This is a genomic window from Streptomyces odontotermitis (assembly GCF_050510915.1).
Taxonomy (GTDB): domain Bacteria; phylum Actinomycetota; class Actinomycetes; order Streptomycetales; family Streptomycetaceae; genus Streptomyces.
In genome coordinates this window covers 19,728-41,779 of record NZ_JBNJLS010000023.1, presented here as the reverse complement: position 1 = coordinate 41,779, position 22,052 = coordinate 19,728, and the positions used below count along the sequence as shown (strand labels likewise).

At 73.9% G+C, this 22,052-nt stretch carries 21 protein-coding genes; 9 read left to right on the top strand and 12 right to left on the bottom strand.

Annotation, left to right across the window (positions count from 1 at the left end; translation table 11 throughout):
• Positions 1–32: 32 nt before the first annotated feature.
• The 4 genes from ACQB60_RS38670 to ACQB60_RS38655 all read left to right on the top strand — a co-directional run bounded on the left by ACQB60_RS38670 (position 33) and on the right by ACQB60_RS38655 (position 3,113).
• The gene (locus ACQB60_RS38670) at positions 33–1,733 is read left to right on the top strand and encodes an FAD-dependent monooxygenase (protein ID WP_496930767.1); all 1,701 of its coding nucleotides are present in this window, start codon (positions 33–35) and stop codon (positions 1,731–1,733) included.
• Between the two features lie 42 nt (positions 1,734–1,775).
• Complete coding sequence (locus tag ACQB60_RS38665; RefSeq protein ID WP_311605579.1) at positions 1,776–1,862, top strand: putative leader peptide; 87 nt, start codon at positions 1,776–1,778, stop codon at positions 1,860–1,862.
• Positions 1,863–2,073: 211 nt separating this feature from the next.
• Positions 2,074–2,688 carry a cupin domain-containing protein gene (locus ACQB60_RS38660; RefSeq protein WP_496930766.1) on the top strand — a complete coding sequence of 205 codons (615 nt, stop codon included), beginning with the start codon at positions 2,074–2,076 and terminating at the stop codon, positions 2,686–2,688.
• Positions 2,685–3,113, top strand: a complete 429-nt coding sequence (locus ACQB60_RS38655; RefSeq protein ID WP_496930765.1) for a rhodanese-like domain-containing protein — start codon at positions 2,685–2,687, stop codon at positions 3,111–3,113. Before ACQB60_RS38660 ends, ACQB60_RS38655 begins: the two co-directional genes overlap by 4 nt.
• A gap of 100 nt (positions 3,114–3,213) precedes the next feature.
• On the opposite strand, the gene ACQB60_RS38650 is transcribed toward ACQB60_RS38655, so the two are convergent.
• The 5 genes from ACQB60_RS38650 to ACQB60_RS38630 all read right to left on the bottom strand — a co-directional run bounded on the left by ACQB60_RS38650 (position 3,214) and on the right by ACQB60_RS38630 (position 9,143).
• Positions 3,214–5,781, bottom strand: a complete 2,568-nt coding sequence (locus ACQB60_RS38650; protein WP_496930764.1) for an FtsX-like permease family protein — start codon at positions 5,779–5,781, stop codon at positions 3,214–3,216.
• Positions 5,778–6,473, bottom strand: coding sequence for a helix-turn-helix domain-containing protein (locus tag ACQB60_RS38645; RefSeq protein ID WP_496930763.1), 696 nt, complete (start codon positions 6,471–6,473; stop codon positions 5,778–5,780). The genes ACQB60_RS38650 and ACQB60_RS38645 overlap by 4 nt, the downstream gene beginning before the upstream one ends.
• 182 nt (positions 6,474–6,655) lie before the next feature.
• Entirely contained in the window at positions 6,656–7,468 is an 813-nt protein-coding gene (gene recX, locus ACQB60_RS38640) for a recombination regulator RecX (RefSeq protein ID WP_496930762.1), read from the bottom strand.
• A 3-nt stretch (positions 7,469–7,471) separates the two neighbouring features.
• Positions 7,472–8,599, bottom strand: coding sequence for a recombinase RecA (gene recA / locus ACQB60_RS38635; protein ID WP_496930761.1), 1,128 nt, complete (start codon positions 8,597–8,599; stop codon positions 7,472–7,474).
• Between the two features lie 334 nt (positions 8,600–8,933).
• Positions 8,934–9,143, bottom strand: coding sequence for a hypothetical protein (locus tag ACQB60_RS38630; RefSeq protein WP_496930760.1), 210 nt, complete (start codon positions 9,141–9,143; stop codon positions 8,934–8,936).
• A gap of 131 nt (positions 9,144–9,274) precedes the next feature.
• On the opposite strand from ACQB60_RS38630, the gene ACQB60_RS38625 reads away from it, so the two are divergent.
• A complete protein-coding gene (locus tag ACQB60_RS38625) occupies positions 9,275–9,748 on the top strand; it encodes a carboxymuconolactone decarboxylase family protein (RefSeq protein WP_496930759.1) in 474 nt (157 codons plus the stop codon).
• Positions 9,749–9,814: 66 nt separating this feature from the next.
• Here ACQB60_RS38625 and ACQB60_RS38620 read toward each other — a convergent pair whose 3' ends face one another.
• Together ACQB60_RS38620 and ACQB60_RS38615 are read right to left on the bottom strand one after the other, a co-directional pair.
• Positions 9,815–10,351, bottom strand: coding sequence for a GNAT family N-acetyltransferase (locus ACQB60_RS38620; protein ID WP_496930758.1), 537 nt, complete (start codon positions 10,349–10,351; stop codon positions 9,815–9,817).
• 7 nt (positions 10,352–10,358) lie between these two features.
• The gene (locus ACQB60_RS38615) at positions 10,359–10,652 is read right to left on the bottom strand and encodes a hypothetical protein (protein ID WP_496930757.1); all 294 of its coding nucleotides are present in this window, start codon (positions 10,650–10,652) and stop codon (positions 10,359–10,361) included.
• A 149-nt stretch (positions 10,653–10,801) separates the two neighbouring features.
• Between ACQB60_RS38615 and ACQB60_RS38610 the strand changes: the two genes are divergently transcribed.
• Entirely contained in the window at positions 10,802–11,680 is an 879-nt protein-coding gene (locus ACQB60_RS38610; RefSeq protein ID WP_496930756.1) for a hypothetical protein, read from the top strand.
• On the opposite strand, the gene ACQB60_RS38605 is transcribed toward ACQB60_RS38610, so the two are convergent.
• Together ACQB60_RS38605 and ACQB60_RS38600 are read right to left on the bottom strand one after the other, a co-directional pair.
• On the bottom strand, positions 11,674–12,924 hold the full coding sequence (locus ACQB60_RS38605; protein ID WP_496930755.1) for an AI-2E family transporter: 1,251 nt from the start codon (positions 12,922–12,924) through the stop codon (positions 11,674–11,676). The genes ACQB60_RS38610 and ACQB60_RS38605 overlap by 7 nt on opposite strands.
• A gap of 105 nt (positions 12,925–13,029) precedes the next feature.
• Complete coding sequence (locus ACQB60_RS38600; protein WP_496930754.1) at positions 13,030–13,224, bottom strand: DUF3046 domain-containing protein; 195 nt, start codon at positions 13,222–13,224, stop codon at positions 13,030–13,032.
• Positions 13,225–13,304: 80 nt separating this feature from the next.
• Here ACQB60_RS38600 and ACQB60_RS38595 point away from each other — a divergent pair, with 80 nt between their 5' ends.
• Positions 13,305–14,261, top strand: coding sequence for a hypothetical protein (locus ACQB60_RS38595; protein WP_496930753.1), 957 nt, complete (start codon positions 13,305–13,307; stop codon positions 14,259–14,261).
• Between the two features lie 69 nt (positions 14,262–14,330).
• Here ACQB60_RS38595 and ACQB60_RS38590 read toward each other — a convergent pair whose 3' ends face one another.
• The 3 genes from ACQB60_RS38590 to ACQB60_RS38580 all read right to left on the bottom strand — a co-directional run bounded on the left by ACQB60_RS38590 (position 14,331) and on the right by ACQB60_RS38580 (position 16,326).
• Positions 14,331–14,636: an AzlD domain-containing protein gene (locus tag ACQB60_RS38590; protein ID WP_384838787.1), complete on the bottom strand. Its 306-nt coding sequence runs from the start codon at positions 14,634–14,636 to the stop codon at positions 14,331–14,333.
• Complete coding sequence (locus tag ACQB60_RS38585) at positions 14,633–15,304, bottom strand: AzlC family ABC transporter permease (RefSeq protein WP_496930752.1); 672 nt, start codon at positions 15,302–15,304, stop codon at positions 14,633–14,635. The genes ACQB60_RS38590 and ACQB60_RS38585 overlap by 4 nt, the downstream gene beginning before the upstream one ends.
• A 101-nt stretch (positions 15,305–15,405) precedes the next feature.
• Complete coding sequence (locus ACQB60_RS38580) at positions 15,406–16,326, bottom strand: AraC family transcriptional regulator (RefSeq protein WP_496930751.1); 921 nt, start codon at positions 16,324–16,326, stop codon at positions 15,406–15,408.
• Positions 16,327–16,415: 89 nt separating this feature from the next.
• Between ACQB60_RS38580 and ACQB60_RS38575 the strand changes: the two genes are divergently transcribed.
• The gene (locus ACQB60_RS38575; RefSeq protein WP_496930750.1) at positions 16,416–21,104 is read left to right on the top strand and encodes a DEAD/DEAH box helicase; all 4,689 of its coding nucleotides are present in this window, start codon (positions 16,416–16,418) and stop codon (positions 21,102–21,104) included.
• A gap of 141 nt (positions 21,105–21,245) precedes the next feature.
• Positions 21,246–22,046: an Fpg/Nei family DNA glycosylase gene (locus ACQB60_RS38570; protein ID WP_496930749.1), complete on the top strand. Its 801-nt coding sequence runs from the start codon at positions 21,246–21,248 to the stop codon at positions 22,044–22,046.
• Positions 22,047–22,052 lie beyond the last annotated feature (6 nt).

Here is a 22,052-nt window from a genome sequence, read left to right as displayed (position 1 = left end):
CAGACGCACCGCCGGGCAGGGGGAAGCGCGCCGTGGACCCGGTGATCGTCGTCGGCGCGGGCCCCGTGGGCCTCGCCCTCTCCCTCGCTCTCGCCCGCAACTCCGTCCCCACCATCGTGCTCGACGAAGGACCGGGCAAGGACGAACAGCGTCCCGCGCGGACCGTCGTCCTGAGAGACGACACCGCGGCCTTCGTGGAGCGGCTCGCCGGTCACTCGTTCGGGGACACGGAGTCGGGCGCGCGCTGGACCGCCTGGCGCTCGCTGCGCCGCAAGCAGCTCATGCGGCACCTCACGTTCAGTGACGAGACGCCGCCGCCGCTCCATGTGCCGCAGCACGTCCTGACCGGGGCCCTGCGCGAGGCCATCAGCCACGAGCGGCTGGTCAAGGTCGCCGTGGACAGCAGGCTCGACTCCCTGGAGGAGGACGCCTCCGGCCTCACCGCCCACACGCGCGGCCCCAAGGACACCTGGTGGCGCGGGAGTTACCTGGTGGGCTGCGACGGCCCCCGCTCAACCGTGCGCAAGCTCCTCGACATCCGCTTCGCGGGCCGTACGGCGGTGGAGCGGCACGCCGTGGCGGCGCTGCGCACCGAACTGCCGTGGCCCGGCGAGGCGTTGCTCCACCGGATGCCCCCGTGGCCGGGCGGCGGCGCCGAGGTGACGGGGCGTCCGCTCGCCGACGGGGTGTGGCGGCTCGACTGGCTGCTGCCGCCGCGCGGCGAGCTGGTGACGCCCGACGCCCTGGTGGCCCGCATCCGCGAGACCCTCGCGGGCTGGTGCGGCGGCTCCACGCCCCCGTACGAGCTCCTCGACACCGGCGTGCACACGGTGCACCACCGCCTCGCGCGCCGCTGGCGGGTGGGCAGGGCCTTCCTCGCCGGGGACGCCGCGCACCTGCTCGGCGCGCTCGGCACCCAGGGGCTCGACGAGGGGCTGCGGGACGTGGACAACCTCTCCTGGAAGCTGGCGCTCGCCTGGCACCACGGGCCGCGCGAGGCGCTGCTCGACAGCTACCAGGAGGAGCGGCGGGCCGGGGTGGCCGCGCGGCTGCGCGCCGCCGACCAGTCGCTGCCCATACTGCGCGGCAGCGGCGGGCTCCGCTCGTACGTGCCGGGGAGCGCGCGCGGCCACGACATGCTCCTCACCGACGGCCATGTGGGGCGCGGGCCGCTCGGTGCGCCGGGGGCGTACACCGATTCGCCGCTGGCGCCTCCGCGCTCCGAGTCGGAGGTGGCGACGGACACGGAGCCGGGGGCTCCGGTCGTCGACGTCCAGGTGACCGCCCCGGACGGCGAGTTCGTGCAGCTGCGGGACCGGCTCGGCCTCGGGCAGCTGCTCGTCGTCCTGGTGGCGCCCGGAACGGTGGTCTGGGAGCGGCGGCACTGGATGAAGGCCGGGCTGATGCCCCGGCTCGCGGCCGCGGTCTCGGCCCTGCCGCACCCCGCCGAGCTCCTCGTCGCGGAGAGCTACCCGGGGGCGGCCGCGCACTCGGTGCTGCTCGTCCGGCCGGACGGGCACCTCGTCACGGCGCTGGCCGGGGTGCGCCCGGCGGAGCTGTACGCGGCGGCGGAGGCGGCCCTGGGCGGGGCGGTGCCGCAGCGGAAGGCGGGGGCCCGCGGCGCGGACGCCGGGAAGGAGCCCGGCGGAACCGGAGGCGCCGATACCGGCGAGGACGGTGACGTCAGTGGCGTCCGTAGCGAGCTGGACACCAGTCGTTCAACCGCCCCATAGAGCGAGTTGACCGGCCAGGCCGCCCATGGTCTACTCCGGAACGTGACCGACACCGATGTGCGCCTGTGGCGGAGGGTCCATATGGACCTCGTCCGCTATGCGGGCTGCGTGTGTCGCCCCTCCTGCTGAATTCGCAGCGCTTCCCGGTCGCGCCCTCCCGCCTCGCGGTGACGGGCGCGCGCCTCCGCTCCAGGACACGGTGATCCCCCGCTGGTGATCCCGCGTACCTCGACGCGGACCCTCCGCTTCCCCGTCACGGACGCCGCGGCCGCCTCGCCCGCGCGCCGCCGCCCGTGCCGTGGACGCGGACCCTTCGCGAACTCCAGGACGGTACGTACCGATGTCTGACTCTCCTGCCACCACCACCGCCGCCCCCACCGCCACCGCCTCTGCGACCACCGACATCCCCTCCGCCTCCTCTGCCACGCCCACGGTCCGCGCGGACTCCGGCTCCCCCGCCCCGGGCCCCTCCCCCGCCGAGCTCCTCGACTACGTCCGCCGCACCGCCGCCGACCCCGAGCTGGTCGCCTCGCTGCCGCTCGACCCCGAGGGGCGCACCTGGATCCGCCTCGAAGGCCCCGCGGGCAGCGAGGCGTGGCTGATCGGCTGGCCGCCGGGCACCGGCACCGGCTGGCACGACCACGCCGAGTCGGTCGGCGCCTTCACCACGGCCGCGGGCACGCTCAGGGAGCGCTCGCTGGCCGCCCGGCTGCCCACGGACGGCTGGAAGACCCTGGAGCTCTCCGAAGGGGTGGACCGCGAGCGGCAGTTGGCGGCGGGCCAGGGCCGGGCGTTCGGCCGGAACCACGTCCACGAGGTGCTGAACGAGTCCACGACCGAGCACGCGGTGTCGGTGCACGCGTACTACCCGCCGCTGCCCCGGATCCGCCGCTACAGCCGTACGGGTCCCGTGCTGCGCCTGGAGTCCGTGGAGCGCCCGGAGGACTGGCAGTGAGCGCAGGACCGGGAGTGAGCGGGCATCGGCCCGAGGGTGAACGCCCCGTCGGCATCGACGAGTTGCTGGAGCGGGTCCGGGACGGCCTCGACCGCATCGGCCCCCAGGAGGCGTACGACATCTCCCGTGACGGAGGTCTCCTTGTCGACATCCGGTACGCCGCGCTGCGCGAGCGCGACGGGCTGATCCCCGGGGCGCTCGTCGTCGAGCGGAACGAGCTCGAGTGGCGCCTGGACCCCCAGGGCAGCCACCGCGCCCCCGAAGCCGTCAGCCACGACCTGCGGATCGTCGTGATCTGCAACGAGGGGTACGCGTCGAGCCTCGCGGCCGCCTCCTTGCGGCAGTTGGGCCTGCGGCACGCCACCGATCTCGTCGGCGGGTTCCAGGCGTGGAAGGCGGCAGGGCTTCCCGTAGCGGCTGTCTGAAGCACGCGCGCGTGGACGCACGCGCGCGTGGACGCCCCCTTCCCGCTCGGTAAGGGGCGCCCACCATTGCGTACTGGCCCTTACGGCCGCACGCTCCTCCTCACTCCTTGGCTGTTGCCACCGTGACCGGCCGCGGCTTCAGGGCCACCCGGCCGGGGAGCGCGGTGGCCGTCAGGGTGAGCAGGCCCGCGACGGCGACCACGGTGACGTACGCCAGGGGCAGGACCGTGGGGGCCGCGCTGCCCGTCATGCCGAGGCTGAACGCGGACAGGACGGCGAGCGCGATGCCGCTGCCGAGCGCGACGGCGACGCACAGGACCGACAGCGCCTCGATGCGCAGCATCCGCAGGACCTGGCGGCGCCGGGCCCCCACCAGACGCAGCAGCGCGAACTCTCGGACGCGCTCGGAGACCGACATCGCGAGGGTGTTGACGACGGCGATGGCCGTGAAGGCCAGGACGAGGCCCATCGCGAGGAGGTTCACCTCGGCGTTGGCCTGGCGGCGCTCGGCCTGGAGCTCGTCGGCGGCGGCCGGGGCGAGGACCCGCAGGCCCGGGAACTGCCGCAGATCTCGCGCGAGTTGGGCCCGGTCGCGGTCGCTCTTGACGAGGACGGTGGCGGCGAGGGGGTTGTCGACGTGCCGGGCGACCAGGTCGTGCGGCAGGGTCATGTCCCCGAAGCCGAGCCCGCGCGCGTAGACGGCGGCGACCTTCACGGTGGCCGGGGTGCCGTCGCCGAGCGTGAGCCGGACCGTGGCACCGGGCTTCAGGCCCAGCTGGTCGGCGGCGACCTCGCTGACGGCGACGCCGCCCTTCCCGAAGGACGCGAGCGAGCCCGCGGTGACGTCGGGGTCCCAGGTGCGGCTGAGGCCGGTCGGGGTGACGCCCTGCGCCGGGAACTTGTCGAGCCCGACGCGCACGGTCGTGCGGACGACCTCGGTGACCGCGTCGACGCCTTCGGCCGTACGGAGGGTCCGTGCCGCCGCCGCGGGGACGCCGGGGCCCTGGGCGGCGAGCACCCAGTCGGCGCGGACGCCGTCACGGGCCTGGGTGCGCGCGGCGTGGTCGAGGGTGGGCTGGACGAACAGCACGGTGCAGGTCATGCCGGTCAGGAGGGCGAGCGGGGTGACGACGGCGGCCATCCGGGCGGCGTTGCCGCGCAGGTTGGCGTGCGCGAGCTTCCCGCCGGGGCCGACGCCGCGCAGCGGGCCCCGCAGCAGCCTCGCCGCGCCCCGCACGACGAGCGGGCCGAGCAGCGAGACGGCGCAGGCGAGGACCACGACGGCCAGGAAGGTCACGGGAGTCGACGCGGGCTCGGTGTGCAGGATGCCGAGCACGGCGACGAGGACGACGCCCCCGGCGAGGAGGGCGAGACCGGCGATCAGGCGCCCCCAGGAGAGCCGGGTGCGCTCGGCCCGCGCCTCGGTCAGGGCCTCGGCCGGGCGGATCCGGGCGATGCGGCGGGCCGAGAGGCGGGCGGCGGTCCAGGCCCCGAGCAGCGTCACGGCGACGGCGGCGAGCGCGGGGAAGACGCCGCCCGTGCGTTCGACGGTCGCGGGCACCACGCCCCGGTCGACGAACCGGCCGAACAGCCAGCCGCCGAGCGGGAGTCCGGCGAGCGCTCCGGCGGCCCCGGCAGCCGCGCCGACGATCAGGGCCTCGCGGCCGAGGAGGCGACGGATCTGCTTCGGTGTGGCGGCGATGGCCCGCAGCAGGGCGAGTTCGCGGTGGCGCTGCTGGATCGAGAGGGCGAAGGTGCCGATCACCACGAGGACGGCGACCGCGAGGGAGGTGCCGCCCATCGCGCCGCCCATGCTGATGAGCCGCACGCGCGCGTCCGCCGCGTCCAGGAACTCGACGGCGCCACGGCCGGCACCGGAACTGACCTGCGCCGTCCTGCCGTTGGGCGTGCCGGAGAGGGCCTCCTTGACGGCGCCCTTGAGGTGGTCGGCGTCGACGCCCTTGGCCGGGAGCACGGCGAGTGCGGTGACCTGGCCGGGGCGGGCGGCGAGGCGCTTGGCCTCGGCGGTGGAGAAGAAGAGGGAGGTCTGGTGCGCGAGGCCGCCGCTTCGGCCGCCGTTCCGGGCGGGGGCCGCGATGCCGCTGATCCGGTAGCTGCGCGGGGCCTGCGTGGACTGGACGGTGAGGCGGTCGCCCGGCGCGAGGTGGGCGCGGTCGGCGAGAGCCCGGTCGACGACGAGGTCGGTGGCCGCGCGCGGGGCCGCGCCGTCGACGAGGCGGAAGGGGGTGAGGGCGGCCGAGCTCCAGGCGTGCCCGTACGCGGGCCGGTCCACGTCGTCGGCGGCAGGGCTCAACGGCTGGGCGAGGAAGGTCAGTTCGGGCACGACGCCGCCGACGCCCGGCACTTCCCTGATCCGCTCGGCGAGGCCCGCGGACAGCCAGGCGCGCTCGGCGATCGGCTTGGCCTTGTGCTTGACCTTGGTCTTGCCCTTCTTGTGCTTGACGGTGGTCCGGTGGACGTTCTGGTCGGCGGAGACGATCACCGGGGCGGCGGCGTAGCGCTCGGTGCGGATGGTGCCGCGAAGGCCGGTCTCCAGGAGCGTGCCGCAGGCGGTGATGAGGGCGGCCGCGCACATCAGGGCGAGAAAGGCCCCCAGGAAGCCGCCTTTGCGGTCGCGGACGGTCTGCAGGGCATAGCGCAGCATCATGAGGGGTCCGTGCCTTTTCTGTTGTCGTCCTGGGCGGTGGCGGTGGCAGAGGCCGGCGCGGGGAAGGCGAGGAAGCGGGTCAGGACGGTGCGCGCGTCCGCGGGGGTCTCGGCGTCGGGGCGCCGGTAGCGGTTGAGGAGCGCGATGTACTCCTCGAAGAACGCGCGGAGTTCGGGCAGGTTCAGACGGATGGTGCCGCGCGAGTACGGGAAGGCGTCGGCCCACCCCTCGGGCCCTCCGTCCGCCTCGCGCTGGAGCCGTGCGAAGAGCTCCAGGTCGGCGGCGTACGACTGCTGGTTCAACTCGTCCATGACGAGCCGCACTTCGGCGCTCTGCCGGCTGCGCGGCGGGAACCTGCGGTCGCCGGGCACGGCACGCCACCAGCGCTCCCGCCCGCGCCCGGGTGCGGGCACAGCCCCGGGCTCGGGTGCGGGCACAGCCCCGGACTCGGGCTCAGGTCCGCTCGTCTCCTCGACGAAGCCGTACCGGGCGAGCTCCCTCAAGTGGTAGCTGGTGGCACCGGTGTTGAGACCGAGGGCGCGGGCGAGGGTCGCGGAGGTGGCGGGGCCGTGCACCGTGAGGTGCTGCAACATCTGCTGCCGCCGCGGCTGCGCGAGCGCCTTGAGCGTGGCCAGGTCGTGGAGCTTCTGGGGCGCCCCGGACTCCCTGGATTCCTTGGGTTCCTCTGCCATGCGTACACAGTCGTCTGTGCACAGACTCCTGTGCAGTAAGGCGGCCCGGCGTCTTCTCCGGGGGGTTAGCCCTACTTACGGGCGGCCCCGGGCACTTCAGGAAAGCGGGGGCCCGGCCGGTTCCACCCCCGTGAGAACCGGCCGGAGCCCCTCGAACACCCCCCACACCCCCACAGGGGCGCTCACCCCCCGTACTCCAGGTCCTCCGTCTCCTCGCCCTCCTCCTCCAGGGCCTGCCGCACCACCCGGAGCGCCATCCCCTCCGAGTAGCCCTTGCGGGCGAGCATCCCCGCGAGGCGGCGCAGCCGCTTGTCGCGGTCGAGGCCCCGCGTGGAGCGGAGCTTGCGGGCGACGAGCTCGCGTGCCGTCGCCTCCTCCTGCTCCGGGTCCAGCTGTCCGACGGCCTCGTCGATCAGCGTGGAGTCGACCCCCTTCGTGCGCAGCTCCCGGGCGAGCGCCCGCCGAGCCAGGCCCCTGCCGTGATGCCGGGACTCCACCCACGCGTCGGCGAAGGCGCCGTCGTTGATGAGGCCGACCTCTTCGAAGCGGGACAGCACCTCGTCCGCCACGTCCTCGGGGATCTCGCGCTTGCGCAGGGCGTCGGCGAGCTGCTTGCGCGTGCGCGGAGTCCCGGTGAGCAGGCGCAGACAGATCGCCCGCGCCCGCTCAGCCGGGTCCCCCGTCGGCGACGACTCCCCCTGCTCGGCCCTCGACGAGGAAGGGGAACCGCTGCCTTGATGACCGCCGAAGCCGCCACGCCGCCGACGACCACCACGTCGACCGGAACCGGGGCCGGAGCCCGCGCCGGAACCGGAGCCGCCACCAGGGTCGAAACCCTCACCGAACCCCTCACCGAAACCAGGGCCCGCACCGGAACCGGGAGCCTCTCCCCCGGCCGAGGCGCCGTCCTCGTGCTCCCGGTACTCCCGGTGCTCCTGGTACCCCCGGCGTGGGGCCTCGGCAGGGTCGACCGCCCAGTCGGTTCGCCGCGTCACGGACTAGCTCTTGGCCGCCGCGGCCTTGGACTTGGACTTGGCCGCCGGTGCGGGCACCGTCTTGGCCGCGTCGTCGGCCGGGGCCGCCGCGGCGGCGTCCGTGTCCTTGTCCTGCTCGGCGTCCGAAGCCTCCGGCCGCACGCCGACGCCCAGCTTCTCCTTGATCTTCTTCTCGATCTCGTTGGCGAGATCGGGGTTGTCCTTCAGGAAGTTACGGGCGTTCTCCTTGCCCTGGCCGAGCTGGTCGCCCTCGTACGTGTACCAGGCACCCGCCTTGCGGACGAAGCCGTGCTCCACGCCCATGTCGATCAGGCCGCCCTCGCGGCTGATGCCCTGGCCGTACAGGATGTCGAACTCGGCCTGCTTGAAGGGCGGCGCGACCTTGTTCTTGACGACCTTGCAGCGGGTGCGGTTGCCCACCGCGTCCGTGCCGTCCTTCAGGGTCTCGATGCGGCGGATGTCGATGCGCACCGAGGCGTAGAACTTGAGGGCGCGGCCACCGGTCGTGGTCTCCGGGGAGCCGAACATCACGCCGATCTTCTCGCGGAGCTGGTTGATGAAGATCGCGGTGGTCTTGGACTGGTTGAGCGCGCTGGTGATCTTCCGGAGCGCCTGGCTCATCAGGCGGGCCTGGAGACCCACGTGCGAGTCACCCATCTCGCCCTCGATCTCCGCGCGCGGGACCAGGGCCGCGACGGAGTCGATGACGATCAGGTCGAGCGCGCCGGAGCGGACCAGCATGTCGACGATCTCGAGGGCCTGCTCGCCGTTGTCCGGCTGGGACAGGATGAGGTTGTCGATGTCGACGCCGAGCTTCTTCGCGTACTCGGGGTCGAGGGCGTGCTCGGCGTCCACGAAGGCGACCGCTCCGCCGGCCTTCTGCGCGTTGGCCACGGCGTGCAGCGTCAGGGTCGTCTTACCGGAGGACTCCGGGCCGTACACCTCCACCACACGGCCGCGCGGCAGACCGCCGACGCCGAGCGCGATGTCGAGCGCGGTCGACCCGGTGGGGATGATCTCGATGGGCTCGTTCGGCCGCTCGCCCATGCGCATCACTGCGCCCTTGCCGAATTGCCGTTCAATCTGTGCGAGCGCGGCGTCGAGCGCCTTCTCGCGGTCGGTTCCTGCCATGGGTTCCACCCGGTTTGCTTGAGTCGATCGCTTCACGTCAAAGACGCTAACGCCTGCCACTGACAATGCGCCCCGACGCCCGCCCGGCCTGTGGATAACTCGGGACGATCCGCCCACCGAAATCCCCTGGCGGCCCCGGGAATCCCCCGTGAACCCCCGGAATCACGCCGCCGGACACTTCATGAGAATGGATGTTCGATTTCGCTGTCAAGCGCGCCACGCGGCCACGCGAAGACCTTGGACGTGCGGGGTGAAGTCCGGGATACGACGTCCGGGATACGACGCGCGGGGTGACGTCCGGGACACCCGGTCCACGGACGCCGATCCGTCCGGTCTATGGACGCCGGTCCGTCCGAGTCCGGCGACCCGCGTCCCACCCGGCCAGCACCCACAGCCCGCCCGCCACGGCCGCACCGATCACCACGCCGGTGACGAGCCGCCAGGGCGCGGCCCCGACGAGCGCGCACACGAGGAGCACCAGGGCCGCGACCGCCAACAACACGGCCACCGCGCCGAGAACACGCTTCCAGCTGAGCGAGGACACGCCCCCAGCCTACGAACCCCTGCCCCCGCCGCACCACGCGAGACCCAGGTCACACCCGACCGTGTCACACCCGGCGGCCGTCGCTCCGTCCTAGGGGTACAAGCGCCAGCAACGACATACAGGAGCGCATCGTGGAAGCTCGATTGAACCTCATGGCCAGCCCGATCGCCGCCAAGGCCGTCAAGCACCTCATCGCCGCGCACCACGCGCTCGCGGGCTCGACGCTGCCCGCCACGACGCGCGAACTGGTCATGCTCCGCGCCAGCCAGATCAGCGGCTGCGCCGGCTGCATCGACATGCACAGCAAGGAGGCCGCCGCGGCCGGGGAGACCTCGGTGCGCCTCAGCCTCGTCGCGGCCTGGCGCGAGGCCAAGGTCTTCACCGAGGCCGAGCGCGCCGCCCTGGAGCTGGCCGAGGAGGGCACCCGCATCGCCGACGCGGCGGGCGGCGTCCCCGACGACGTCTGGGCCAATGCCGCCAAGCACTACGACGAGGACCAGCTCGCCGCCCTGGTGACGACCATCGCCCTCATCAACGCCTTCAACCGTCTGAACGTCATCACCCAGCAGCCCGCGGGCGACTACCAGCCCGGCCAGGTCCACTGACGTCGACCGGCACCCAGGGGCGTCCACGGACGCCCCTCACCGAAGAAGACCCGCGGCCCGGCCGCGTCACATGGGCTGCGACAGCAGACGCACCGGCCCCGCGGGCCACTTCGCACCCTCCCGCAACGGCGTCACCATCGTCCGCAGCGGCATGGTCACGACCCGGCCCCCGGGCTGCTCCACCCGCACGTCCACGCCGAGCGCACTCCACCCGAGCCGCTCGTACAGCGCGACAAGGGGCGGGCGGCAGAAGAGCAGCCCGTGGTCCGGCCCCCTCGTGCGCGCGTGCTCCAGGGCTCCCGCCAGCACCAGCCGGGCCAGGCCCCGCCCGCGTACGTCGGGGGCGACGGCGACCCCGCCGACGCCCACCACGCGCGTACCGGCCCCGGCCACCTCGACGGGCAGCTCCAACAGCCCGGCGTGCGCCACGAGTCGGCCGTCGAGGCGGACTCCGAAGTGCTCGTCCTTGGGCAGGAAGGACAGGCCGGTGTCCGCGACGCCGAAGGGGTCGGCCCCGTCGCCGAGGATCTCGCTCTGCTCCGTCCTCGTGTAGCGCGCGAGCCGTATCACGGTCGGCGGCACGGGAGTTCGGTTCTCCGTCATTCCGGCATCATGATCGCCGGGTCTCCGGCCGTCCAGCGGCCCTCCTCGTCCGGCCGCGCCTCCGGGCGCCCACCAGGACCATCAGCAGATACACGCCGATGGCCAGGGCGCCCAGACCCGCGAGCGTCCGCTGCCACCAGGTCCAGCCCATGGCCCCGAGCGCCCCGGCGGTCAGGAGCGCGGGCGCGAGCAGCAGGAACAGGACGGTCCTGACGGGGTCGGGCCCCCACGACCACGCGGCGGCCAGCCGCTCCGGAAGCCCTCGCGTCCGCGGACCTCGCCTGTCCCTGTGGCCACCCATGCCGGGAAGCGTACGTGGGGCATCGCGGGACTCTCCGGGCCGTCCCGTGCTCCCCGCGCCCCTCGTACCCCTTGTACTCCCCCAGGCGTACGGGCGGTGCCTTCAGGCGGACGACGACCGGAAGCCGCGCGAACGCCAGGCTTGAGCACATGAAGAGCCGCGCGGAAAGCCGCAAGGAGACACCGCAACGAGCAGCCCCCGCCGCGTCGTTGACCGGACCCGGCGCCCTGACCGGACGCGGTGCCCCGCCTCGCAGGGCCCTGCCCACCGCCGTACGCACCCTGTGGCACTCCGCGCGCCCCTCCGAGCGCCTCTGTCATGCGACGGGCGTGGTCCTCGTCCTCTCCGGCCTCGCGCATCTGCTGGTGTTCGCGGTCGACGGCGGCCCGTGGGAGGGGCCCGTCTCCTGGCGCAAGCCGGTCACCTTCGGGCTGTCCTTCGGCCTGACGCTGATCGCCCTCACCTGGGTGACCTCGTATCTCCGCCTCGGAGAGCGGGCGCGAAGGGCGCTGCTCGTGCTGTTCGCCGCCGACTGCGTGCTCGAGGTCGGCGGGATCACCCTTCAGGCGTGGCGGGGTGTGCCCTCGCATCTCAACATGGAGACGTCTTTCAACACCGTCGTCTCCATGGCGCTCGCGGTGGGCGGCGGTCTCCTTGTGGTGCTGTTGTCGGTGTTCGCCGTCGCCTCGTTCCGGCACCGGCCCGACGGCCCGGTGGGAATGCCGCTCGCGCTCCGCGCCGGTTTCGCCGTCCTCCTTGTCGCCCTCGCGTCCGGAGCGGCGATGATCGCGCGCGGGGTGTCCCTGACGCGCACCGGCCACCAGGAGGCGGCGTACCACTCCACGGCCGCGCTCAAGCCGCTGCACGGAGTGAGCCTGCACGCCGTCCTGGTCCTGCCCGCACTGGCCTGGCTGCTGTCGCGCACTTCCTGGAGCGAGCGGACCCGGCAGCGGGTCATGACCGTGGCGGTCGGCGCTTACGCGGCGGCGGTTCTGGGCGCGGGGCTCTGGGCGGCGGTCACCTACTGAGGGTCGCTCTCCTGATGAGGGTCCGGCTCCCGCGACCCCTTCAGCGCGCGCCGCACGCGCGCGAGGATGGGCTCCCCGCTCCGCCTGCGGTGTCCGTGCACCCGCGGGTCGTCCGTGACGTCGTACCGCTTCACGTACGCCCCCAGGAACGCCTGCAGCGTCGCGACCGCCGGGATGGCGACCAGCGCGCCGACCGCGCCGAGGAGGGCCGTGCCCGCGATGACCGAGCCGAAGGCGACCGCCGGGTGGATGTCGACGCTCTTGGCGGTGAGCTTGGGCTGCAGCACATAGTTCTCGAACTGCTGGTACACGACTACGAAGATGAGCACCCACAGCGCGTACCAGGGGTCCACGGTGAAGGCGATCAGCATCGGCAGGGCGCCCGCCAAGTACGTGCCGATGGTGGGGATGAACTGCGAGACGAGGCCCACCCAGACGGCGAGGACGGGCGCGTAGGGGACGTCCAGGGCCTGCAGCAGGATGTAGTGCGCGACTCCGGAGATCAGCGCCATCAACCCCCGGGAGTACAGATAGCCGCCGGTCTTGTCGACGGCGATCTCCCAGGCGCGCAGCACCTCGGCCTGCCGGGCGGGCGGCAGCACGGAGCAGAGCGCGCGCCGCAGCCGGGGCCCGTCGGCCGCGAAGTAGAACGAGAACAGCAGGATCGTCAGGAGCTGGAAGAGGCCGCCGAGGACCTGCGCGGAGACGTCCAGGACGCCGCTCGCGCTGTTCTGGACGTACTTCTGCAGCCAGTCCGAGTGCAGCAGGCTGTCCTGCACCTCGACGCGGCTGAGCTCCGTGTGGAACGTCTCATTGATCCACTTGATCACCTGGTCGAGATACTTCGGGAAGTCCTCCACCAGGTCCACGATCTGGCCCGCGAGCATCGAGCCGAGCAGCGTGATGAAGCCGGCGCTCGCGATCAGGACGCCCAGGAAGACGATGAAGGTGGCCAGGCCCCTCCGGAGACCGCGCGACGCCATCCAGCTCACCGCGGGCTCCACCGCGAGCGCCAGGAAGAACGCGATCAGGATGTTGATCAACAGCCCGGTCAGCTGGTGGAAGGCCCAACTGCCCAGCTGGAAACAGGCGATGAGCGCGAGAGCCAGCACCATGGCGCGCGGCAGCCACCGCGGCATGCGGGCGCGCTCGGCCACGGGCCCGGCGGGGGGCTGCGCGGGCGGCGTCGTGCCGGGCGGGGCTGCGTCCTGGGTGACCTGCGCGGTCTCGTCTCTCGATGCCACGGGCCCAGTCTCACCCACGCCGCCGACATTCGGCCCCGGTCCCCGCTTGTTCACCCGGTCCAGGGGCCGCACAAGGGGGCGCGAGCGGCCCGAGAGGTACGGTCATCAGCGCCTTTCCGCCGGTACGTCCATCGCGACGCAGACCGCCCGCCAGACGTCCTTGGCCTCCCAGCCCGCGTCCAGCGCCTCGTGCACCGTGCGCCCGCCGAGCTCCGTCATCACGTGATCGCGCGCGAAGGAGTCGGCGTACCCCGCACCGAAGTGGGCCGCCATCAGCTCCCAGAAGACCGTCAACCGCATGACTCCAGTATCCCGCCCCTGAGAGTGCAGCCGGAGCGCAGGGGGCTTGCCGAGAACGCTTTCCGTCCTACCGTCGGACCATGGCCGAATCCGGAGCATCCCCGCACGCCGCGTCCTCCCTCCTGGCCCGCGCCGAGCAGTTCGTCTGGCTCACCGCGCGCGTCCTCGAGCAGCGCCGGTTCGCGTACCACTTCCTCACCGCCGCCACCGGGCCGGGCGCCGACGAGGCAGCCGACGCCGTCGAGACCGCCCTGGCCGCGTACGGCAACGAGGACGGCGGGTACGGTCACGCCCTCGAACCCGACCTGCGCGGACCGGTGAGCCAGCCCCTGCACACCGGCCAGGCGCTGCGCGTCCTGGACTCGATCCGGCGCTGCGGCGGGCAGCGCGTGGAGCGCGTGTGCCGCTATCTGACGTCCGTCTCGACACCGGACGGCGCCCTTCCGGCGATCCATCCCAGCCAACGCGGCTACCCCGCGGCCCCGTTCGTGCCGATCGTGGACGACCCGCCGAGCGAACTCCTCGCCACCGGCCCCGTGGTGGGCCTCCTGCACCGCAACGAGGTGTGGCACGCCTGGCTGTTCCGGGCCACCGACTTCTGCTGGGCGACCGTCGAGTCCCTGGAGAAGTCCCACCCGTACGAGATCCAGGCGGCCGTGGCGTTCCTCGACGGCGCACCCGACCGCCCGCGCGCGGAGGCGGCCGCCGACCGCCTCGGGCGGCTCGTGCGGGAGCAGCGCCTCGCCGCCCTCGACCCGGACCGCCTCCAGGACTACCCGGTCTCTCCTGGCTACGCCGCGGGCGAGCACCACTTCGCGTACGACTTCGCGAAGACGCCCGAGTCCCTCGCGCGCGCGTGGTTCACGGACGACGAGATGGCCCGCTCGCTCGACTTCCTGGAGAGCGAGCAGCAGGAGGACGGCGGCTGGCCGATCCGCTTCCGGCAGTGGGCGCCGGGCACCGCACTGGAGTGGCGCCCGATCGTCACCATCGACGCGCTGCGCACCCTGCGGGCGTACGGCCGGGCCCTCGGCTGAGGTAGCCCGGCCACTCAGGGCCGCTCAACCCCTCGGGGCCCTCGGGGCCGCTCAACCCCTCGGGGCCGCTCAGCCGAGGGCCCGCAGCCCCGCCGTGACGGCCACGGCCGCCCCGATGACGACAAGGAAGGGCGCGCGCAGCAGCAGCGCGACCGCCGCAGCGGCGAGCCCGGCGGCCCTGGCGTCCAGCACGAGGACGCGGTCGTCGGCGAAGGTCTGCTGGGCCGTGAGCCCGGCCAGGAGCGCCACGGGCAGCAGGGCGGCAAGGCGCTTGACCGAGGGGCGCTCCAGGACGCCCGCGGGCACGAGCAGCCCGGCGAGCTTCACGGCGTAGCACCCGACAGCGGTGACGGCGATGGCGATCCAGATGTTCAACGGGCTTCCTTCTGTGCGGAGTTGCGGGCCTTGCGGCCTTCTACGTAGAGGGCGGCCGGGGCGGCGAGCCCGGCCACGAGGACCGGCACGCCCGCGGGCAGCACCGGCAGCAGGCCGAGCATCAGGACGACGGCGAGGCCCGCGACGGCCCGCTCCATCGCCGTCCGCAGCATCGGCGCGAGCAGCGCCAGGAAGACCGCGGGTCCCGCTGCGTCGAGCCCCCACGCGCCGGTGTCGCCGATCGCCTCGGCGCCGAGAGCGCCCAGGAGCGTGGTGAGGTTCCACAGCGCGTACAGGGAGAGGCCGGTCACGGTGAAGCCCATGCGGATGCCGCGCCGGGTGGGCTGGGCGAGGGCGACCGCCGCCGTCTCGTCGATGACCCAGTGCGCCGCGAACGGCCGCACCGCGCGCGGGAGGGCGAGCAACTGCGAGAGCCGCAGCCCGTAGAAGGCGTTGCGCACCCCGAGGAAGAAGGCACCGGCCGCGGCCGTGAGCGGGTTCCCGCCCCCGGCGAGCGCGCCCACGAGAGCGAACTGCGAGGCACCGGTGAAGACCAGGAGGCTGAGCGCGCACGTCTGCAGCACGGTGAGGCCACTGCCCGCCGAGGTCACGCCGAACGCGAATCCGGAGAGGCCGACGGCGACACCCACACCGAGGGCGTCCCGCACGACAGCGGCGTCGGACTTCTCCGGAGATGCCGCAGATGCGGTCCCGGCGGTTTCTGCGAGGGCTTCAGCAGGGGCTTCTTCGGGAGCTCCTTCGGGAGTCTCTACTGACGAGGCCGGTGCTGGTGCTGTCTGTTCTGCCACGCGTCGGACGCTACGAGGAGCTCCCCGGAAGCGTCTTGTACGTTCTTGCGGCCGCGCTGGTACGCCCCCGGCGGCACGCCCACGATGCGGGTGAAGTGCCGGTTCAGGTGCGGCTGATCGGTGAAGCCGACGGCCACGGCGGCTTCGGCCGGAGCGATGCCCGCCTCCAGGAGGCGGCGTGCGGCGCGCACCCGGGCGTTGGTGAGCCAGGCGTGCGGGGGCATTCCGTAGGCGTCGCGGAAGGCACGCAGCAGAGCGAAGGGGCTGGTGCCGAGCTCGGCCGCGAGGCCCTCCAGGGACGGCGGGTCGGCCATGCGTTCGGTGAGGATCTCACGCGCGCGGGCCGCGGCCCTGGCCCCCGCGGACCGGCGCGGGCGCTGGGCGAGCGCCGTGCCGTGATCGCGCAGCAGCCGGGCGAGCACCACCCTCAGCAGGCTGTCGGCGGCCAGCGCCTCGCCCGACTCGGCGGCCCGGTGCACCTCGCTGATCAGGCGTGCGGCCCGTGGGTCCATGACGATGGTCTCGCCGAAGCCCGCGGTGCCGCGGACCGTGGTCGTCTCGGCGGCGATCTCCGCGACGACGTCGGCCGAGGGGTAGAGCGTGTCGTACGCCCAGCCCTCGGGCCCGGCCGCCCACGCGGTGTGCGCCACCTCAGGGTTGATCATGACGACGCTGCCGGGCCCCGCGTACAGGGTGCCGTCGGGCATGCCGACCGCCTCGACGCCGCGGGTGACCGCGCCGAACACATAGCCGTCGTGGCTGTGGCGCGGGAACGTGTGCCGGACGTAGCGGGCACGCAGCAGGTCGAGACCGGGCAGCCGCTCGTACTGCCAGTGCCGCGCCCACTCTCCCTTGCCTGCCTTGCCCGCCCTGCTTGCCATACCTGCCATTCTGCGCCAGGCCACCCTCGGTGAACCAGTCGTTTCTGCAGGTCACGGCCATTGTCAGTGGCGGGGTGCAGGATGGGGGCATGGTCAGGTCCAGGCAAGGGGCCCACGGCGCCCTAGACGGATTCTCCCCCGCGACCCGCGGCTGGTTCACGGGCGCCTTCTCCGCACCCACCTCCGCGCAGGCCGGTGCGTGGCAGGCCATCGCGGAGGGCTCGGACGTCCTGGTGGTGGCGCCCACCGGCTCCGGCAAGACCCTGGCCGCCTTCCTCGCCGCCCTGGACCAGCTCGCCTCCACCCCACCGCCCGCGGACCCCAAGAAGCGCTGCCGCGTCCTGTACGTGTCACCCCTGAAGGCCCTCGCGGTGGACGTGGAGCGCAATCTGCGCAGCCCCCTCACCGGCATCCGCCAGGAGTCGGTGCGCCTGGGCCTGCCCGAGCCCGAGGTCCGCGTCGGCATCCGCTCCGGCGACACCCCGGCCGCCGAGCGCCGCGCGCTGTCCACCCGCCCCCCGGACATCCTGATCACGACGCCCGAGTCCCTCTTCCTGATGCTCACCTCCGCCGCCCGGGACGCCCTGACCGGCATCGAGACGGTGATCCTGGACGAGGTGCACGCGGTCGCGGGCACCAAGCGCGGCGCCCATCTCGCCCTCTCCCTGGAGCGGTTGGACGAGCTGCTGCCCCGCCCCGCCCGCCGCATCGGCCTGTCGGCGACGGTCCGCCCGGTGGACGAGGTGGCGCGCTATCTCTCCCCGCAGCGCAAGGTGGAGATCGTCCAGCCCGCCTCGGGCAAGGAGTTCGACCTCTCGGTGGTCGTCCCGGTCGAGGATCTGGGGGAGCTCGGCGGCTCCCCGGTCGCCGACTCCGGCCAGGGGTCCGACCAGGCGGCGGAGCGCCCGTCGATCTGGCCGCACGTCGAGGAGCGCATCACCGACCTCGTCCAGGCCCACCGCTCGACGATCGTCTTCGCCAACTCCCGCCGCCTGGCCGAGCGCCTGTGCAACAGGCTCAACGAGATCGCGTACGAGCGCGCCACCGGCGAAGCCCTCCCCGAGGACCACACCCCGGCCGAGCTGATGGCCGAGTCGGGCGCCGCCAAGGGCGCCCCTCCGGTCCTCGCCCGCGCCCACCACGGCTCGGTCTCCAAGGAGCAGCGCGCCCAGGTCGAGGAGGACCTGAAGGCGGGCCGGCTGCCCGCCGTGGTCGCCACCTCCAGCCTGGAGCTGGGCATCGACATGGGCGCCGTCGACCTGGTGGTGCAGGTCGAGTCGCCGCCCTCCGTGGCCTCGGGGCTGCAGCGCGTGGGCCGCGCGGGACACCAAGTGGGCGCTGTTTCCACCGGAGTTGTCTTCCCGAAGTACCGGGGCGACCTCGTCCAGGCCGCGGTCGTCACGGAGCGGATGCGGACGGGGGCCATCGAGTCCCTGCGCATCCCGGCCAACCCCCTGGACGTGCTGGCCCAGCAGCTGGTCGCGATGGTCGCCCTGGACACCTGGCAGGTCGACGACCTCCTGGCGACGGTGCGCCGGGCCGCCTCCTTCGCGTCCCTTCCGGAGTCGGCGTTCACCGCCGTCCTGGACATGCTCGCGGGGCGCTATCCGTCCGACGCCTTCGCGGAGCTGCGCCCCCGCGTGGTGTGGGACCGGGTCGCCGGGACGGTCACGGGGCGTCCCGGCGCCCAGCGCCTCGCGGTCACCTCCGGGGGCACGATCCCCGACCGCGGCCTCTTCGGGGTCTTCCTCGCCGGAGCCGACCCCAAGAAGGGCGGCGGCCGCGTCGGCGAGCTCGACGAGGAGATGGTCTACGAGTCGCGCGTGGGCGACGTCTTCACGCTCGGCACGAGCTCTTGGCGCATCGAGGACATCACCCGCGACCGCGTCCTGGTCTCCCCCGCCCCCGGAGTCCCCGGCCGCCTCCCCTTCTGGAAGGGCGACCAGCTGGGCCGCCCGCTCGAACTGGGGCGCGCGGTGGGCGCGTTCCTGCGCGAGGTCGGCTCACTGCGCCCCGAGGACGCCCGCGCCCGCCTCCTCGCCGCCGGGCTCGACCCCTGGGCCGCCGACAACGTCCTGGCGTACCTCTCCGAGCAGCGCGAATCCTGCGGCCACATCCCGGACGACCGCACGATCGTGGTCGAGCGCTTCCGCGACGAGCTGGGCGACTGGCGCGTCGTGGTCCACTCCCCCTTCGGCGCCCAGGTGCACGCCCCCTGGGCCCTCGCCCTCGGCGCCCGCCTCACCGAGCGGTACGGGATGGACGCCCAGGTCATGCACGCCGACGACGGCATCGTGCTGCGCCTCCCGGACGCCGACCTCATGGGCCTCGACCTGCTGGACCAGGAGCCGCTCGACCCGTCGGCCCCGGGCACGGGCCTGGAGTACGACTCCGAGAAGGCCCCCGTAGGGGCGGCGGACGTCGCCTTCGACAAGGGCGAGGTCGACCAGCTCGTCACCGACCAGGTCGGCGGATCCGCCCTGTTCGCCGCCCGCTTCCGCGAGTGCGCCGCCCGCGCGCTGCTGCTGCCCCGCCGCAATCCCGGCAAGCGCACCCCCTTGTGGCAGCAGCGCCAGCGCGCCGCCCAACTCCTCCAGGTCGCCAGCGAGTTCGGTTCGTTCCCGATCGTCCTGGAGGCCGTGCGCGAGTGCCTCCAGGACGTCTTCGACGTGCCGGGGCTCGCCGAGCTGATGGGCGACATCGAGTCCCGCAAGGTCCGCCTCGTCGAGGTCACCACCCCGGAGCCCTCCCCCTTCGCCCGCTCGCTCCTGTTCGGCTACGTGGCGCAGTTCCTGTACGAGGGCGACTCCCCCCTCGCCGAGCGCCGCGCCGCCGCCCTCTCCCTGGACTCGCACCTGCTGGCCGAGCTCCTCGGCCAGGCCGAGCTCCGCGAGCTCCTCGACGCCGATGTCCTGGCCGAGCTGGAGCGCGAGCTCCAGTGGCGCACGGACGACCGCCGGGTCAAGGACGCCGAGGGCGTGGCCGACCTGCTCCGCCTCCTCGGACCGCTCACGGAGGCGGAGTTGACCGAGCGCGGCGCCGACCCGGCCTGGCCCGAGGAGCTGGCCGCCACCCGCCGCGCCATCCGCGTGCGCATCGCCGGAGCCGACCACTGGGCGGCCGTCGAGGACGCGGGCCGCCTCAGGGACGCCCTCGGCACGGCGCTCCCGGTCGGCGTCCCCGAGGCGTTCACCGAGCCCGTCAAGGACCCCCTGGGCGACCTCCTCGCCCGCTACGCCCGTACGCACGGCCCGTTCACCTCCACCACCGCCGCCGCCCGCTTCGGCCTCGGCACGGCCGTCACGGAGGGCGCCCTCCACCGCCTCGCGGCGGGCGGCCGCGTCGTACAAGGGGAGTTCCACCCGGCGGGCATCGGCCAGGAGTGGTGCGACGCCGCCGTGCTACGCCGCCTGCGCCGCCGCTCCCTCGCGGCCCTGCGCCAGGAGCTGGAGCCGGTACCGCCCGCCGCGCTCGCCCAGTTCCTCCCCCAGTGGCAGCACTTCGGCGGGCACGGCCTGCGGGGCATCGACGGCCTGGTCCGCGCCGTCGAGCAGCTCCAGGGAGCCACGGTGCCCGCCTCCGCCCTGGAGAAGCTCGTCCTGCCCTCCCGCGTCTCCGGGTACACCCCCGCGATGCTGGACGAACTCACCGCGGCGGGCGAGGTGGTGTGGGCCGGGGCCGGATCCCTGCCCGGCAAGGACGGCTGGGTCTCCCTCCACCTGGCCGACACCGCGCCCCTGTTGCTGCCTCCCCCGCACCCCTTGGAGCTCACGGCGCTCCACCAGTCCGTCCTGGACGCCCTCTCCGGGGGCTACGGCCTCTTCTTCCGCCAGATCGCCGACCAGGTCCGCGCCACCACCCACCCGGATGCCACCGACCCCCAGCTCGCGGACATCATCTGGGACCTGGCCTGGTCGGGCCGCCTGACGAACGACACACTGGCCCCCATGCGCGCCCTCCTCGGCTCGGGCCGCACCGCGGGCTCCACCGCCCACCGCGCCAAGCGCACGGTCCCGCGCGGGCGTTACGGCACGCTGACAGCCGCCGCCCGCCCCTCCTCGCGCACCGGCCCGCCCACCGTCGCGGGCCGCTGGTCCCAGCTCCCCGCCCGCGAGCCCGACCCCACGCTGCGCGCCCACGCCCTGGCCCGCACCCTCCTCGACCGGCACGGCGTGGTCACCCGGGGCGCGGTGGCCGCCGAGGGCGTCGAGGGCGGCTTCGCCGCGACGTACCGCGTCCTGTCGGCCTTCGAGGACACCGGGCAGGCGCGGCGCGGCTATGTCGTCGAGGGGCTCGGCGCCGCCCAGTTCGCGATGGACGGCGCGGTGGACCGGCTGCGCGCCACCGCCAACTCCCGGGAGCGCACGGAGGGTTCGCACCCTTCGGAGGCCCAGGCCGTCGTCCTGGCAGCCGCCGACCCGGCCAACGCCTACGGGGCGGCCCTGCCCTGGCCCGAGCCCCCGACCGACGCCGGTCACAAGCCGGGCCGCAAGGCGGGCTCCCTCGTCGTCCTGGTCGACGGCGAGCTGACCCTCTACATGGAGCGCGGCGGCAAGTCCCTGCTCGCCTGGCCCGCCACTTCGCAGACCCCGCCCGCCCAGGACACCCGCCTCCAGTCGGCCGCCTCCGCCCTGGCCGCGGCGGCCCGCGCGGGCACCCTCGGCACCGTCACGGTCGAGCGCGTCAACGGAACACCCGCCCTGACCTCCCCCCTCGGCCCCCTCCTGGAAGGAGCGGGCTTCCACGCCACCCCACGCGGCCTCCGCCTGCGCCCCTGACCCAAGCCACACACCACCCCGGCCCCCACCCCCGCCCTGACTTCTCCTCCCGCCCCCGACCCCCGGCCCCCGGCCCCCGGCTCCCTCCGGGAAGGAGTCGCCCTCCACACCACCCCGCCCTCCCCGTGCCACCCTGATCCCATGCCCGAAGGAGACACCGTCCACCAGGCGGCCCGCCGCCTGCACCAGGCGCTCGCCGGACACGCCCTCACCCGCTGCGACCTGCGCGTCCCCAAGCTCGCCACGGTCGACCTGACGGGCCGGACCGTCCTGGACGTCACCCCGCGCGGCAAGCACCTCCTCACCCGCTTCGAGGGCGGCCTCACCCTCCACTCCCACCTCCGCATGGACGGCTCCTGGCGGCTGTACGCCCCCGGAGAGCGCTGGCGCGGCGGCCCGGGCCACCAGATCCGGGCGATCCTCGGTACGGACGAGTCGACGGCCGTGGGCTACCGCCTCCCCGTACTCGAACTGCTCCGCACCACCGACGAGCAGCGCGCCGTCGGCCACCTCGGCCCCGACCTCCTCGGCCCCGACTGGGACCCGGACCGCGCCCTCACCAACCTCCTCGCCTCCCCCGAACTCCCCCTCGGCGAGGCCCTCTTGGACCAGCGCAACCTCGCGGGCATCGGCAACATCTACAAATCCGAGCTCTGCTTCCTGCTGCGCGTCACCCCCTGGCTCCCCGTCGGCGAGCTCCCCGAGGCGACGGCCGTCCGCCTCCCCGTACTCGCCAAGAAGCTCCTGGAGGCCAACCGCGACCGCCCGGCCCGCTCCACCACCGGCCGCGCCCGCCCCGACCAGCGCCTGTACGTCTACGGCCGCGCACCCCGCCCCTGTCTGCGCTGCGGCACCCCCGTCCGCACCGCCGAACAGGGCGACGGCTCGCGCGTCCGCCCCACCTACTGGTGCCCCACCTGCCAACAGGGCCCCACTCCGTAGCGCCCC

Bases quoted from the DNA above. Each gene is read 5' to 3' on its own strand.
- ACQB60_RS38660 (WP_496930766.1), top strand. From the start codon at position 2,074: ATGTCTGACTCTCCTGCCACCACCACCGCCGCCCCCACCGCCACCGCC.
- ACQB60_RS38650 (WP_496930764.1), bottom strand. From the start codon at position 5,781: ATGATGCTGCGCTATGCCCTGCAGACCGTCCGCGACCGCAAAGGCGGC.
- ACQB60_RS38645 (WP_496930763.1), bottom strand. From the start codon at position 6,473: ATGGCAGAGGAACCCAAGGAATCCAGGGAGTCCGGGGCGCCCCAGAAG.
- recA (WP_496930761.1), bottom strand. From the start codon at position 8,599: ATGGCAGGAACCGACCGCGAGAAGGCGCTCGACGCCGCGCTCGCACAG.
- ACQB60_RS38620 (WP_496930758.1), bottom strand. From the start codon at position 10,351: ATGACGGAGAACCGAACTCCCGTGCCGCCGACCGTGATACGGCTCGCG.
- ACQB60_RS38615 (WP_496930757.1), bottom strand. From the start codon at position 10,652: ATGGGTGGCCACAGGGACAGGCGAGGTCCGCGGACGCGAGGGCTTCCG.
- ACQB60_RS38610 (WP_496930756.1), top strand. From the start codon at position 10,802: ATGAAGAGCCGCGCGGAAAGCCGCAAGGAGACACCGCAACGAGCAGCC.
- ACQB60_RS38600 (WP_496930754.1), bottom strand. From the start codon at position 13,224: ATGCGGTTGACGGTCTTCTGGGAGCTGATGGCGGCCCACTTCGGTGCG.
- ACQB60_RS38595 (WP_496930753.1), top strand. From the start codon at position 13,305: ATGGCCGAATCCGGAGCATCCCCGCACGCCGCGTCCTCCCTCCTGGCC.
- ACQB60_RS38580 (WP_496930751.1), bottom strand. From the start codon at position 16,326: ATGGCAAGCAGGGCGGGCAAGGCAGGCAAGGGAGAGTGGGCGCGGCAC.
- ACQB60_RS38575 (WP_496930750.1), top strand. From the start codon at position 16,416: ATGGTCAGGTCCAGGCAAGGGGCCCACGGCGCCCTAGACGGATTCTCC.
- ACQB60_RS38570 (WP_496930749.1), top strand. From the start codon at position 21,246: ATGCCCGAAGGAGACACCGTCCACCAGGCGGCCCGCCGCCTGCACCAG.